The organism is Zobellia russellii (assembly GCF_018728565.1).
Lineage (GTDB): Bacteria > Bacteroidota > Bacteroidia > Flavobacteriales > Flavobacteriaceae > Zobellia > Zobellia russellii.
On record NZ_JACSOI010000003.1, the window covers coordinates 475,677 to 489,695 of the forward strand.

The following is a 14,019-nucleotide window of genomic DNA, read 5'->3' on the forward strand; positions in this document are numbered from 1 at the left end:
GACACAGGCGCTTTTAATGAGTTGCTAAATTGCAATTTAATAGCGCAAACGAAAGAACGAATTGTTCAAATAAGTATAACAAATGGTTAAATATTTGATTTGTAGTGTTTTTGATGAGTTGTTAAAGTGCAGTAATTTAGGGCTTTGCGTATTTTCTTTGGTAAGACAGTGGTGAAGAACACATGAATTTTTTGAATTGCCGGTGGAAAAAAGGCAGGCTCTCATAACCACATGCAAAGGCTATTTGGGAGACGGAATCATGAGTGTCCAAGAGCATTCTAGCAGAAATATTAATGCGGTATTCGTTTAAGAAAGTAAAGAAGGGGCGTCCCATCATTTTAGTAAAGAATCTGGAAAAAGACTGTTCGGACATGTTCACTAGATCGGCCAGTTCTTTCAAGTAAATTTTGCGGCTGTAGTTTGCACTAACAAAATCGTGAACTTGTGCCATACGATTACCATATTCAGAAGGGAGGTCTTCTGTAAAACTGGCACTGGATAACGTCTTGTAACCACAACTGGATAGCTTTACTAGAATTGTGAGCAGTTCTATATATAGGTCATGCGCTTCTAGTTCCGGGCATTTTTTTAAACGGGATAGGAGTGGGGCTGTATCCTTAGTATTGAACAATAGGCCTTTGGAGGAAGTCCTTAACATTTGGAATAGCGAGGCCAATTCCGGAACTTTAGGAAATACACCTAAATTCCATTGGATGACTATAGATTTGGACAACCCTTTTTGTTCTGTGTTGTTCTTCCAGCAATGGGGAAGATTGGACCGCAATAAAACCAATTCACCGGGCTCATAGGGTCCAACGTAATCGCCCACAAACTTTGTACCTACGCTTTCTTCTATATAGGTAAGCTCGTGTTGAGGGTGAAAATGCCAAGGCGTATCAAAATCTTTTTTAGAATGATAAAAACTGGTAATGGTACGCTTATCATCTAAATGTATGGGCTCTAAAATAGGTTCCATATCGCTAAGGATAAATAGGGTTCTGGGATTTGGTGATGTTGTTTATTTTGTTTCAAATTACGTAAAATTTAATGGATTGATACAGAATAAGGTACTTATTTGCTAAAAAAGGCAATTATTAGTCTTAAAGAAATAATCAAATTTGTAGCTCCACAAAATGTCGATACTTAAATTAATGTCGTTGATATGAAGAAAAGTGAATTTCCCGACCCATTTGAAAACGAAAGAGAATCAAAGGGTTATGGAGAGATGGATGATCAAAATGACCCGGTAACCATGCTTTTACGTCATAAGGATGTTCGTAAAACTGCACATAACTATAAAACATTTCAATCCGGTGCCGTGCCTGGGCGGATCGTTGTGCCTTCGGAAGTCAATATTCGTGAAACCCGCCAAATACCTTTTGAGGTAGATCCACCGGTTCATGGTATTTACAGAGCTTTGGTAGAACCTTGGTTTAAAAGGCCTTTACAACCGGAATATCAAGAGAGGTTAGCGGAACAAATTAAAAGTTTAGTAGATGACGTGCTCCAAGACGATTCAGTTGAAGTGGTAACCGAGTTTGCGTTAAAACTACAGTCACGGGCACTAACCTTACTTTTAAATACACCTTATTCTGAGTCTGAAACTTGGATTTCTTGGGGAACCCATGTCTTTAGGAGTGAAGGCGAGGCATTAGATGGCGATAAAGCAAATATTCTGTATGATTATATAGATGCCGAAATAGAACGTGCCAGTAAGAACCCTACGGGAGATATGTATTCCATACTTCTTGATTCTGAGTTTGAAGGTCGTAAGTTGACTAAAGAAGAAGTAAAGGGCGTAATGGTGTTAACTTTTGCGGGCGGTAGGGACACGGTTATAAATGCCGTTACCAACGCCATTGCTTATTTGGCCGAACATCCGGAGTCTTTAAAGCGTTTACGTAATGAGCCGGAAATTACAGGAAAGACCGTTGAGGAAATGATTCGTTATTTTTCTCCACTTACCCATATGGGGCGTGTAGTTACGGAAGACACTTTTGTGTGCGAACATGCGGCAAAAGCAGACACCAGGGTGTCATTATGTTGGGCCTCTGCCAACAGGGATGCTAATGTGTTCGAGAATCCTAATGAAATTGTAATGGACCGTAAAATCAATCCGCATGTAGGCTTCGGTTTTAGTCACCATAACTGTTTAGGGGCAACACATGCCCGTCAGATAATGAAAACTTTGCTTATGACATTAGCGGAAAAAGTGGCTTCCTTCGAAATATTTGATTGCAAGGAGAATATAGAAGACTTGCATCACTTTAAGCGTAAAGTAGGTTTCCACAGTATTCATGTGAAATTCAACCCATTAACAAAATAACAACCATGGCAAAAATCACATTTATAACCAGTGACGAAGAAACAATAACCTTAGAAGGAACCTCCGGTTCAGTAATGGCCTTGGCCGTTGAGAATGGAGTGCCGGGAATTGATGGCGATTGTGGAGGAGTTTGTTCTTGTGCTACCTGTCATGTGCATGTAGCTCCAGATGATATGGATAAAACAGGGAGCGCGAGCGAAATTGAGACCGATATGCTTGAGCTTGATGATAATGCAGATGAATATAGCCGTCTTTGTTGCCAAATAGATATTACAGATGCTATTGATGGTGTCGTGTTGAAAGTGGCCAAATAAATTGTAATGTCTGAAAATACAACTCATACTCAAAATTGTGTGGTAATTGGTGCGAGTCACGCTGGAGTGAACTTTGCTTTCGTTCTGCGGCGGGAAGGTTGGCAGGGGTCTATAACCTTAATAGATATAGACCCAACGTTGCCCTACCATAGGCCGCCATTATCAAAAGCATATTTAACCAGTGAGGACGGTATTGAGAAAAACCTCCTTAAGTCCAAAGAAAGTTATAAAAAAGAGAATATTGAACTTAGGCTTGGGGTTTGGGTGGATGCCATAGATCGCAAAAACAAAACTGTTAATCTAGCCGATGGCAGTGCATTACCCTATGATAAATTAGTGTTAGCTACGGGAGCGCGGCCCATTATGCCGCCGATACCGGGGTTAAATACTGCTCAGAACCTCTTTCCGCTTAGGTCAGCGGCCGATGTGGCCAATATTAGGAATACAGTAGTTGCGAATAAGGCACTTAAAGTGGTTATTATTGGTGGTGGGTATATAGGACTTGAGACAGCTGCATCGCTCAAAAATTTGGGTGCAGATGTTACGGTTTTGGAACGGGAGTCACGAATTCTCGCCCGAGTTACCGCTCCTCAAATGTCCGCTTTTTTCCAGAAACTTCACTCGGATAATGATGTTGCGGTGCTGACAGAAAAGAATGTAATTTCCATAGAAAACAATCAGAATCAAAACACGGTGGTCTGTTCGGATGGGACTAGTTATGAGGCAGATATGATTGTAGTAGGTGTTGGTATTCACATAAACAAGGAATTGGCCGAAAAGGCTGGTTTGACTATTGAGAACGGTATTCGCGTAAATGAAAGGACTCAGACCAATGATGCATCTATTTATGCTATAGGTGATTGTACGTTTCACCATAATTTACACTACAACAGATATATCCGGTTGGAGTCTGTGCAAAATGCTGTGGACCAAGCTAAAATTGCTGCGGCTGCCATTGCCGGTAAAGAATGTTGTTATAATGCTATACCTTGGTTTTGGTCCGATCAATATGATGTAAAACTACAAATGGTAGGTCTTTCCGAAGGTTATAATCAGGTAGTTGTACGTGAGGAAGTAGATAAGAAAAACTGTTTTTCCGTATGGTATTTTAAAGGGGATACACTTTTGTCCGTAGATGCGGTAAACAATGCAAAAGCCTATGTGTACGGTACAAAGTTCATAAAAGGCGGAGAGAAAATCGATAAAGAAAAATTAAGCGATCCAAAGGCGGAGTTTAAACCGGCCAACCTTATAGCTCAATAACAATATATTAAAGTATACTACATGTCTATTCAATCAAAAAGTGCAGTTGCCAAAGGAGACGGTACCTTTGTTATTGCCAACGTAACCCTTGCCGAACCAAAGGCAGACGAGCTGCTTATAAAAATAAAGGCCGCCGGTCTTTGTCATACGGACTATGATTCCCTTACGTGGGGAAAGCCAATTGTAATGGGCCATGAGGGTGCAGGAATTATAGAAAAAATAGGCTCAGGAATAAAAGGTTTAAAAGTAGGGGACCAAGTTCTTTTGAACTGGGCCACACCTTGTTGGAGCTGCTTTCAATGTCAAGAGGGCAATCAGCATATATGTGAAAACAATTCTCCGGTAGTGGCCGGTGGAAACGGTCATACTCCTGGTCATGCCCATTTAGACGGTAGCCAATGGGAGGGAAAACCTATTGAACGGTCATTTAATTTGGGTACTCTTAGTGAGTATGCTTTGGTCAAGGAATCTGCTGTGGTAAAAATAGAAGAGGAAAATTTGAATTTCTCTGCGGCAAGTATTATCAGTTGTGGCGTAATGACCGGCTACGGTTCGGTAGTAAACTCCGCAAATTTAGCAGCAGGAAGCTCAGCCGTAATATTAGGTTGTGGTGGAGTTGGGCTTAATGTAATCAATGCCTGTGAAATCTCAGGAGCTGGTAGAATTATAGCGGTAGATATCAACCCCAATAAACTAGAGCTTGCCAAACAGTTTGGTGCTACGGATGTTATTTTGGCGGATAAAGAAGATATAGGTTTGGCCAATGTTGCAGAGCAAGTAAAAACCATGCTTGGTGGTCGTGGGGCCGATTATGCTTTTGAGTGTACTGCTATTCCAGCTTTGGGAGCGGCACCCTTGGCAATGGTACGTAATGCCGGAACGGCCGTTCAGGTTAGTGGTATAGAAGAAGATATCACCATTGATATGCGTCTTTTTGAATGGGATAAAATATACATCAATCCGCTTTATGGAAAATGTAGACCTCAAATAGACTTTCCAAAATTAGTTCGACTTTATAAGAAGGGCGACTTGAAATTGGATGAAATGATTACGAAAGAATATAAACTAGATGATTTGCAACAAGCCCTAGACGATATGTTGGCGGGTAAAAATGCAAAAGGAGTAATAGTTTTCGATTAGAAAAACATGTTTAGAACCACCGAAATTTCAGATGCTGCTTACGAGAGTGGAAACCTTAGGTTTATAACCGTTAAGACTAATAAATTAAAGGGAAGAGGGGATATTTGTGTGTTTGTGCCACCAATGGCGGACCTAGAAAATCTACCACTTGTAATTTTGTTACACGGAGTTTATGGCAGTGCTTGGGTATGGTCTCAAAAGGCGGGAGTACATATTTCAGCCCTTGAGATGATGCAAAAAGGAGAGATTCCGCCTATGGTGATAGCTATGCCCTCAGACGGACTTTGGGGAGATGGTTCCGGTTATCTTCCGCATAATCAAAAAGATTTTGAAAGTTGGATTGTAGATGATGTGCCTAACGCTGTTATCGAGAATATTCCATCCGTTAGTAAAAAATCGGAATTGTTCATTTCCGGGCTTTCCATGGGAGGCTTTGGAGCCTTGCGTTTAGGGGTAAAATACGCCAATAGATTTAAGGCCATTTCAGGGCATTCGTCCATTACGGATGCTGAGCAAATGAACCTTTTTGTAGAAGAGCCGTTGGAGAATTACTATCAAGAAAATACCAAGGAAAACTCTGTGTGGGGACAGATAGACCAGAACCGTGATAGGCTGCCAAAATTACGATTTGATTGTGGCACCGAAGACCAACTTATAGGGTTCAATCGCGAGTTGCACCAGCAATTGAAAGAGAACCATATACCCCACGTCTACGAAGAATTTGAAGGAGCCCATGAATGGGTGTATTGGAGTGAACATGTTAGGGATACGTTACGTTTTTTTGCATTACACTGTAAATAGTGAATAAAGAACGATTTAAAGGATTTATATAAATAATTGATTTATAATTTAAAAACCACGGGTAATGCAAATAGTAAAAGATTTGGCTAATCGTCACGAATTGATTTCAGACCTTTTTAAGCAACCAAGAACGCCCGAGGAATGGGAACAGTATAGGCTTAGTGATGAACAAGTAGCACATTTTCACGAGTATGGCTATGTTTCGGGAATAAAATTGTTAGATGATACCCAGATTGAGGTGTTGAGAAAGGAACTGGAGGAAATCCGTGACCCCAAACACCCTGCACACGGACTTTTTTATGAGTTTCACGGAAACCAATCTACGGATCCCAATACGGTGCTTTTTCATTCTTTAGGACACTGGCGAATTACAGAAGGTTTTCATGATTTGTTATGGAACCCAGCTTTTACGATGGCCGCAAGTCAATTACTTGGTAATAGTAATGTCAGGTTTTGGCATGATCAGTTGTTCTGTAAACCATCAAACCATGGTGGCGTAGTAGCGTGGCACCAAGATTATTCTTTTTGGGTCAGAACCGTGCCTATGCAACATTTAACATGTTGGACAGGCCTTGATGATGCCACCACCGAAAACGGCTGTCTTTACTATGTGCCCAAAAGTCATAAATGGGGACTTTTGCAAAAGCCGGAACTTGCAGGAAAAATGGAAGGTCTTATGGAATTTATGACCGATGAGCAAAAAGCAAATTTTAACCCTGTGCCCATTGAGCTCAAAAAAGGATATGCTTCTTTCCATCACCCTTTAATGATTCATGGTTCCTACGAGAACAAGTCCAATTTTAGCAGAAGAGCTTTTGTTTTGAATGTGTTCGCAGATGGCACCGTTAGTGATACCGATGGGGAAATGCTCAGGGGGACACCCATTAAGGTGCCTAAAGGAGAAAAAATGGATGGAAAATTCTTCCCTCTTCTTTTCGATAAAAAATAGAGTTCTGATAAAACTGCCCCTATTAATGGGGCAGTTTTATTTTATGAATTGTTACTTCGGGTCTAAATTACTTTTTCCACTATAGTGAAATTGTAGATGTCAAAAATTGACAATACTATTATTTAGTATCTTTCCTCTTGTAAAAGATTTCACCATAAAATTTTCAGAAAGATATGAAGCATTTTCTCTGCTCTGTTCTCGCAGTAACCGGTATGGTTCTGACAAGTTGCAAGAACAATGAAAGGAAAGTTGAAGAAACAGCCATTAAGCCCAATGTGTTGTTCATTTTAGCAGATGATTACGGGTATCATGACTTGAGTGTTTCAGGTAGTAAATTCTACGAAACTCCCAACATTGATAGAATTGCCAACGAGGGGATGAATTTTACCAATGGCTATGCAACTAGTAGGGTTTGTAGCCCGTCTAGAGCCAGTATTATGCTGGGGACTTTTACCGCCAGACATGGTATTACCGATTGGATTGGAGCTAAAACAGGAACGGATTGGCGCAAGGCCGGTCGCTTTAATAAATTGCTTCCTCCTGAATACGAGCATAATCTGCCGGCGGAGGCTATAACTTTACCCGAAGCTATGAAAGCAGCTGGGTACAAGACTTTCTTTGCTGGAAAATGGCATTTAGGAGAAAAGGGGTCGTGGCCGGAAGACCATGGTTTTGATATCAATAGAGGCGGATGGGATGTAGGTAGTCCCAATGGAGGTTATTTTGCACCTTTTATCAACCCAAATTTGGAGCATCATAAAGATGGCGAGAACTTAACCATGCGTTTAGCGGAGGAAACCGTAAACTTTTTTAAAGAGAACAACCCAACCAAAACAGGTCAGCCAGTTTTTGCCTATCTCTCTTTTTATGCCGTTCATGGGCCCATACAGACCACCAAAGAGAAATGGGCAAAGTATCAGAAAAAAGCAGTGGAAAACGGTATAGCCGATACAGGATACAAAATGGCAAAATTCCTTCCAATACGCCAAGTACAGGATAATCCTATTTATGCAGGCTTGGTAGAGACTATGGACGATGCTGTGGGGAGAGTTCTACAAACGTTGGATTCTTTAGGGTTAGATAAAAATACAATGGTAGTCTTTACTTCTGATAACGGAGGGGTTTCCGCTGGAGATGCGTTTTCAACATCAAACCTACCGCTAAGAGGAGGAAAGGGCTATCAGTTTGAAGGAGGTATTCGTGAGCCGTATTTCATTAAAGCTCCATGGTTATTGAAAAGTGGCGCATCTTCTTCCGAACCTGTTACCGGAGCAGATTTTTACCCCACCATTTTGGATATTGCCGGAGTTGATTTAAAACCGAAACAACATATAGATGGAAAAAGTTTATTACCAATTCTTAAAGGTGAGAACATAGGGGAGCGGCCTTTATTCTGGCATTACCCACATTACGGTAATCAGGGAGGAGAACCGTCTTCGGTGATAAGAAAAGGCGATTGGAAGTTGATTCACTATTATGAAGATGATAGAGAAGAGCTTTACAATTTAAAGGATGATATAGAAGAGTTGACTGATGTTGTTAAAGACCGTCCGGATTTACAAAAACAGTTAAGCGAAGAAATGTTTGCCTATTTAGACGAAGTTGGAGCTCGTTATCCATCAAAAGACCCTGAGTATAGTATGGAAAAGGAAAATGCCAATCTCAAGAAAATAGTAGACAAAAAATTGCCATCACTAGAACAACAAAGACTGGAATTTCTCTCTCCGGATTTTGACCCAAAAAATGATTGGTGGGGCAGCAAAGTTACCAATGACTAAAATGAAACCGGTCTAAGGTTTAAACAATTTAAAATAAGCGATTTAGGAAAAGGAGGCGATTTTCGCCTCCTTTTTTTGTTCTATTGACAAGGATATGGTTCGTTAACATAATATTTGCATATAGTAAATACCAAAATTAGCACAACATATGTTCAAAAGGTAAAATAGTGCTACGATAGGTTAATCATCAGCTATAATCTAGTATTGTCTAGTATTAAGTTTAATTGTAATTAGTTTTCAATTTTTTTGTTGTGATAAATTCTATGTTTTTTTTCGAATGTAGGCAACGATGAATGAATGATTTTTTTAAAGTAAGATGTAGTAATTTGTTTGTAAAATATTGTTTATCAGATTTTTATGTTGGAATCATTTTGAATTGTTGTAGTGGTTCAAAATTAAAAAGAAGGATTTATATTGATTTGATTTTGCTATTGGAAAATCATAAATTATTACATCTGTCTAGTTTTTGTCTAGGATGATAATGACGAATGAATACTCAATATTCATAATTTCACCTATGTGTTGTTGCGGTATTCTTAGTTTTGAAGGCAAAAAAATGCTAACTTTCTTTTAAGGAATATTTAAGAAATTAAACAACGGCAAGCATGCTAAATAACCAAATTCTATTAACTCAAACTATTTAAACAAAAGAACGATTATGAAAAAACACTTAAAATTATTATTACGAAAAAGTTGTCTTTTGGCACTCTTTCTAATAACTGTAAGCATGCAAGGGCTGTATGCGCAGCAGAATGTAACAGGTAATATAACAGATGAGAACGGCACCCCTGTTCCCGGGGCAAATATTTTGGTAAAAGGAACCACAAATGGGACACAATCAGATTTTGACGGAAATTTTGCCATAGAAGCATCTGCTACCGACGTCTTGGTAATATCTTATATAGGTTACGCAACAAAGAGTATTGCCGTTGGTGATCAAACATCTATGAATGTTCAGTTAGCGGAAGATGCCAGTAAACTAGAAGAGGTTATTGTAATAGGTTACGGAACAACAAAGAAAAAGGATGTTACCGGTGCAGTTGCCCGTGTGACATCAGAGTCGTTTGAAAATCAACCTCTGACCAGAGTAGATGAAGCCTTACAGGGTAGGGCGGCAGGTGTAACGGTTGCTAAAGCAAATGGTGCCCCTGGTGCAGGAATTAAAGTGCGTATTAGAGGGGTGAATTCTATTACAGGAAACAACGACCCATTAGTAGTTATTGATGGGGTTTTAGGAGGGGATTTAAGTACACTGAACCCTAATGATATAGCTTCTATGGATGTATTAAAAGATGCTTCTGCAACTGCTATTTATGGTGTGAGAGGTTCTAATGGTGTAATTCTTGTAACTACAAAAAGAGGATCAGGTAGAGGGAAACTAAATGTGGATTTCTTTACAACGGTTTCACAGGTGCCGGATAACTTACCAACTTTAGCTGACGATGTAGCTCAATTTGCCAGAATAGAAAATTTGCGAAAATTGAATATTGGTCAGAACCCTACATTTACCGACGCTGAAATTTCAAATTTATCTAATGGCGGAGGTACAAAATACCAGGACGAAGTTTTGAGAACTGGTTTTAGCCAAAATTTACAAATCTCCGCAAACGGCGCAGATTCAGAAGGTAAGCTTCGTTATTTCTTATCAGGAAATTATAGGAATGAAGAAGGAATTGTAATTAATACCGGATATCAACAATTATCGGTAAGGTCAAATTTAGAGGCTCAAGTCAATGATAGGTTAAAAGTTGGTTTTAATATTTTTGGTATTAGGGGTGAGACAAAAAATAACTTTGAGAGATTCGGCAATGGTCAAGGAAGTATAATTGCAAAAGCATTAACATGGGATCCAACTACACCAATTTATGATGCTAACGGAAATTATAATAGACGTTCCATAAGGGGGATCGGTTCATTAAATTTAAACCCCGTTCTAACATTGAATGAAACTGATGTTGCTGATATAAATGAGCGTTTAAGCGGTACGCTAAATGTAAATTATAAATTTAATGAGAATTTTAGTTATACTATGGTGGCCGGTACACAAGTTAACAACTTAAATGTAGAACGGTATACTGTAGAAAATAGTAATGACACTCCTGCGGCAAACTTTAGTACAAATAAGTTTACATCATTTCAATTGAGTAATATATTTACTTGGCAGAAGGTATTTAGTGATATTCATGATATTAAACTGACAGGGGTTCAAGAATACTCTAATAACAAGACATCTTTTAATAGCTATAATGCGGATAATCTTTTATTGCCAAATGGATTTTACTTTGCGGAAACAGGAGAAGGTTTTTCAATAAACAACAATTTTTCGGAAAGGGAATTATCCTCTTTCATGCTAAGGGCTGAATATGTCTTGAATGATAATTTATCGATTACCGCTACAGGGCGTTACGATGGTACATCGGTTTTTAGAACTGGTAATAAATGGGGTTTCTTTCCTTCTGTAGCTGCAGGATATAGCATTATTAACCCATCGCAAAGTACTGGTTTTATTAGTAATTTAAAATTAAGGGCCGGTTGGGGTCAGGTAGGGAACCAAGGTATTGATACCTATGGGACTTTTGCCAATTTAGCTGGCAACATTTATGCCTTTGATGGCGGAGCTCCAAATCCGGGAACGTTCATTACTAGTTTTGCAAATGAAGAACTTACTTGGGAAACAACAACACAAACCAACGTAGGAATTGACCTTGGGTTTGATAACGGTAGAGGTAATTTGAGTATAGATGGTTTCAAAAAACTTACTTCCGATTTGCTACTTGAGGTTCCTGTTTCCGGAACTAATGGTGGCGGAACAGTCTTTCAAAATGTTGGAGAAGTTGAAAATTATGGTATTGATATTTCCTTGGGCTACGATATTATTCAAACTGATGATTTTGTTTGGAATGCGAATTTGGCAGGTTCATATGTTCAGAACGAAGTAACCCAGTTGTTCAATGATCTAGAACAAATACAAGGTTTAGTACAAGTTCCTGGCGGGCAGGCTAGAGTTGCCAATATTATAGAATTGGGAGAGCCATTAGGGCAGTTTCAAGGGGCTACCTTTCTAGGTACTTGGAAGAGTTCAGAAGCTACTGATGCAGCAGCATTTGGAAAAGTACCAGGCGATGCTAAATACTTAAGGGATGAAGATGGAGAAATTGTCTTTGGAGCCATAGGAAATGGTACACCTAATCTAACTTGGGGTTTCAATAACACTATTACGTACAAAAACTTTGACCTGAACATTTTCCTCAATGGTGTTCACGGCTTTGACGTTTATAATTTAATGCAAGCGCAGATTACCGGTGGAGCTGGAGATTCAAGAAGTTTTTTAGCATCGGAACAAGTAAACCAATGGACAGCTAGTAACGAAACAGATGTTCCTGCCACTGTGCAATTATTCAATTCTTCTAAATATGTTGAGAAAGGAGATTTCATAAGGTTAAGTAACCTTACCATTGGGTATACTTTAAGAAATGTATCTTGGTTGGGAGATACTTCAATTAAGATATATGGTGGTGGACAGAACTTATTTCTTATTACCGACTATAGCGGATATGATCCGGAGTTATCATCTAGAAGAACGGCAGAAGGAAACGCAGATGTGGCTCCTGGTATAAACGTTGGGGCTTATCCTAACCCTAGAACATACACCTTAGGGGTAAAAGTTGGATTCTAATAAATAGCTAATAGAAAAATACATCATAAATATGAAAACAATAAAAATATATAAGTCAATAAAAGAGCTATTGAGCCTCTTAGGTCTGTTGGCCGTAGTACTTGGGCTCAGTAGCTGTGAGCAGTTTGATCTTGAAGAAAACCCTGCAGCTTCGCAGTTACAGGTGGTTACCTATAGTTCTATGCCACAGCTAGAATTGGGGGTTACCGGTATATATGGTAAGTTGAACAAGGCGGCATGGATGTCAACTTTTTATGTGAACGGTTGGTCAGGAGATGATATCACTACCCACGTGGCCAGTAACAAGGCAGATTTTAGAGAGTATGATCAACGTTTTGTAACTCCTGAAAACTCAAGAACCTTAACAAACTGGGAAGGTGTTTATGAAATGATACGTGCTGCAAATACAGTTTTTCAAAGTATAGAAGGGGTTACCTTATCTGACCCGGACCCTAATAAACAAGAGAGGTTAATAGGGGAAACTTATTTTCTGAGGGCCATCATGTTCAATCATTTAATGCGTATTCATGGAAGAATTCCTTTGGTTCTAGAGGTTGATCCGTTCCAACAGCCTCCATTAGCTTCTCAGCTTGAGGTATTTGAACAAATAGAAAGCGACCTTTTGGAAGCGGAGGCAAGATTACCTGAAAGTACAAATGTAGGTTCAACTAGACCTAGCAGTGGAACGGCAAGAGCATTTTTGGCAAGATTATATATGGACTGGGCAGGTTTTCCATTAAAGGATCAAAGTAAATATGCAATGGCCGCTTCAAGTGCAAAAATGGTTATGGATAATGCATCGGCACATAATTTTGGATTAGAACCAGATTTGGCTAAACTATGGTCATTGGCTGGCAGATTTACCAAAGAAGGAGTCTTCACTATTGCATATAGCAATGCTGCTGGAAATTTAACGAACCGTAAAATGGGCAAATTAGGCCTTCCTTCTGATCCAGGTCTTAATGGTTGGCAAGAAACATTTGCTGAAATTCGATTTTTTGAGGATATGCCAGAGGGAGCAAGAAAAGAGGCTACCTATTATGCAGAATTACCTGTTGGTGATGATGGAGCTATTAATTTAGAGGCTCCTACGAAAATGCTGCGTTGGGAAGAATTTAAAGATCAACAAAACCCTATTTTAAGAAAAATTGTTGGAGACTTGGCAGATGGAGATTGGGCTCAATTCCAAACCCTTAGAAGTGATTTGTATATGAGATATGCAGAGGTTCTATTGATATATGCTGAAGCTTCAGGTGAAGCTGGTACAGCTGGAGCTGATGCTTGGGAGGCATTGAATATGGTGCATAGAAGAGCAGAAGGTTTAGATATCAATGCTATGTCTCCAAGTGATTTAACGGCGAGCGATGGTACCATTCAAGATTTGGCCTTCACTGAAAGAAAATGGGAATTTGCCGGAGAATTTATTCGTTGGAATGACTTGGTACGTAAGGAAAAGGTTCAAGAAGCTCTTGGAAATAGAAACCCACAAGTTTCTATTGGTACTGAATTTGATGCCGATGGAAATGGTTCGCCAAAACCATTGACCACTGCGCAAAACCCAATATTAGGGTCATTGGGAACAGATAACTATTATGCGCCAATTCCGCTGCAAGAAATAGAACAAAATCCTAATCTTGCTAATTAAGATAAAGTTTGTTGAGTTAGTTTGAGTAAAACGGTAAGATTTTTTAAATCTTACCGTTTTTTCTTTTTATTGGAAATTCAAGCGTTATTTTAGAGCAACCTTTTGTAACAACAAACAAGAATTTTTA

General features: G+C 39.3%; 10 protein-coding genes. 9 read left to right on the plus strand and 1 reads right to left on the minus strand.

All coding sequences use genetic code 11. The annotated features are described in order from the left end of the window. Positions 1 to 136 precede the first annotated feature (136 nt). A complete protein-coding gene (locus H9565_RS10130) occupies positions 137 to 976 on the minus strand; it encodes an AraC family transcriptional regulator (RefSeq protein ID WP_215439223.1) in 840 nt (279 codons plus the stop codon). Positions 977 to 1,162: 186 nt separating this feature from the next. Here H9565_RS10130 and H9565_RS10135 point away from each other — a divergent pair, with 186 nt between their 5' ends. The 9 genes from H9565_RS10135 to H9565_RS10175 all read left to right on the plus strand — a co-directional run bounded on the left by H9565_RS10135 (position 1,163) and on the right by H9565_RS10175 (position 13,892). Further along, positions 1,163 to 2,326 carry a cytochrome P450 gene (locus H9565_RS10135; RefSeq protein WP_215439225.1) on the plus strand — a complete coding sequence of 388 codons (1,164 nt, stop codon included), beginning with the start codon at positions 1,163 to 1,165 and terminating at the stop codon, positions 2,324 to 2,326. A 5-nt stretch (positions 2,327 to 2,331) separates the two neighbouring features. Continuing rightward, positions 2,332 to 2,640, plus strand: coding sequence for a 2Fe-2S iron-sulfur cluster-binding protein (locus tag H9565_RS10140; protein ID WP_215439227.1), 309 nt, complete (start codon positions 2,332 to 2,334; stop codon positions 2,638 to 2,640). 6 nt (positions 2,641 to 2,646) lie between these two features. After that, positions 2,647 to 3,903 carry an NAD(P)/FAD-dependent oxidoreductase gene (locus H9565_RS10145; protein ID WP_215439229.1) on the plus strand — a complete coding sequence of 419 codons (1,257 nt, stop codon included), beginning with the start codon at positions 2,647 to 2,649 and terminating at the stop codon, positions 3,901 to 3,903. A 21-nt stretch (positions 3,904 to 3,924) separates the two neighbouring features. Beyond that, positions 3,925 to 5,043 carry a Zn-dependent alcohol dehydrogenase gene (locus H9565_RS10150; RefSeq protein ID WP_215439231.1) on the plus strand — a complete coding sequence of 373 codons (1,119 nt, stop codon included), beginning with the start codon at positions 3,925 to 3,927 and terminating at the stop codon, positions 5,041 to 5,043. A gap of 6 nt (positions 5,044 to 5,049) precedes the next feature. Beyond that, complete coding sequence (locus H9565_RS10155) at positions 5,050 to 5,844, plus strand: alpha/beta hydrolase (protein WP_215439233.1); 795 nt, start codon at positions 5,050 to 5,052, stop codon at positions 5,842 to 5,844. Between the two features lie 64 nt (positions 5,845 to 5,908). Continuing rightward, positions 5,909 to 6,793 carry a phytanoyl-CoA dioxygenase family protein gene (locus H9565_RS10160; RefSeq protein WP_215439235.1) on the plus strand — a complete coding sequence of 295 codons (885 nt, stop codon included), beginning with the start codon at positions 5,909 to 5,911 and terminating at the stop codon, positions 6,791 to 6,793. A gap of 173 nt (positions 6,794 to 6,966) precedes the next feature. Beyond that, positions 6,967 to 8,571, plus strand: coding sequence for a sulfatase (locus tag H9565_RS10165; RefSeq protein ID WP_246560480.1), 1,605 nt, complete (start codon positions 6,967 to 6,969; stop codon positions 8,569 to 8,571). 658 nt (positions 8,572 to 9,229) lie between these two features. After that, positions 9,230 to 12,247 (plus strand): SusC/RagA family TonB-linked outer membrane protein, encoded by a 3,018-nt coding sequence (locus H9565_RS10170; RefSeq protein ID WP_215439237.1) that lies wholly within the window; start codon positions 9,230 to 9,232, stop codon positions 12,245 to 12,247. Between the two features lie 31 nt (positions 12,248 to 12,278). Next, entirely contained in the window at positions 12,279 to 13,892 is a 1,614-nt protein-coding gene (locus H9565_RS10175) for a RagB/SusD family nutrient uptake outer membrane protein (protein ID WP_215439239.1), read from the plus strand. Positions 13,893 to 14,019 lie beyond the last annotated feature (127 nt).

Bases quoted from the DNA above. Each gene is read 5' to 3' on its own strand.
- H9565_RS10130 (WP_215439223.1), bottom strand. From the start codon at position 976: ATGGAACCTATTTTAGAGCCCATACATTTAGATGATAAGCGTACCATT.
- H9565_RS10135 (WP_215439225.1), top strand. From the start codon at position 1,163: ATGAAGAAAAGTGAATTTCCCGACCCATTTGAAAACGAAAGAGAATCA.
- H9565_RS10140 (WP_215439227.1), top strand. From the start codon at position 2,332: ATGGCAAAAATCACATTTATAACCAGTGACGAAGAAACAATAACCTTA.
- H9565_RS10145 (WP_215439229.1), top strand. From the start codon at position 2,647: ATGTCTGAAAATACAACTCATACTCAAAATTGTGTGGTAATTGGTGCG.
- H9565_RS10150 (WP_215439231.1), top strand. From the start codon at position 3,925: ATGTCTATTCAATCAAAAAGTGCAGTTGCCAAAGGAGACGGTACCTTT.
- H9565_RS10155 (WP_215439233.1), top strand. From the start codon at position 5,050: ATGTTTAGAACCACCGAAATTTCAGATGCTGCTTACGAGAGTGGAAAC.
- H9565_RS10160 (WP_215439235.1), top strand. From the start codon at position 5,909: ATGCAAATAGTAAAAGATTTGGCTAATCGTCACGAATTGATTTCAGAC.
- H9565_RS10165 (WP_246560480.1), top strand. From the start codon at position 6,967: ATGAAGCATTTTCTCTGCTCTGTTCTCGCAGTAACCGGTATGGTTCTG.
- H9565_RS10170 (WP_215439237.1), top strand. From the start codon at position 9,230: ATGAAAAAACACTTAAAATTATTATTACGAAAAAGTTGTCTTTTGGCA.
- H9565_RS10175 (WP_215439239.1), top strand. From the start codon at position 12,279: ATGAAAACAATAAAAATATATAAGTCAATAAAAGAGCTATTGAGCCTC.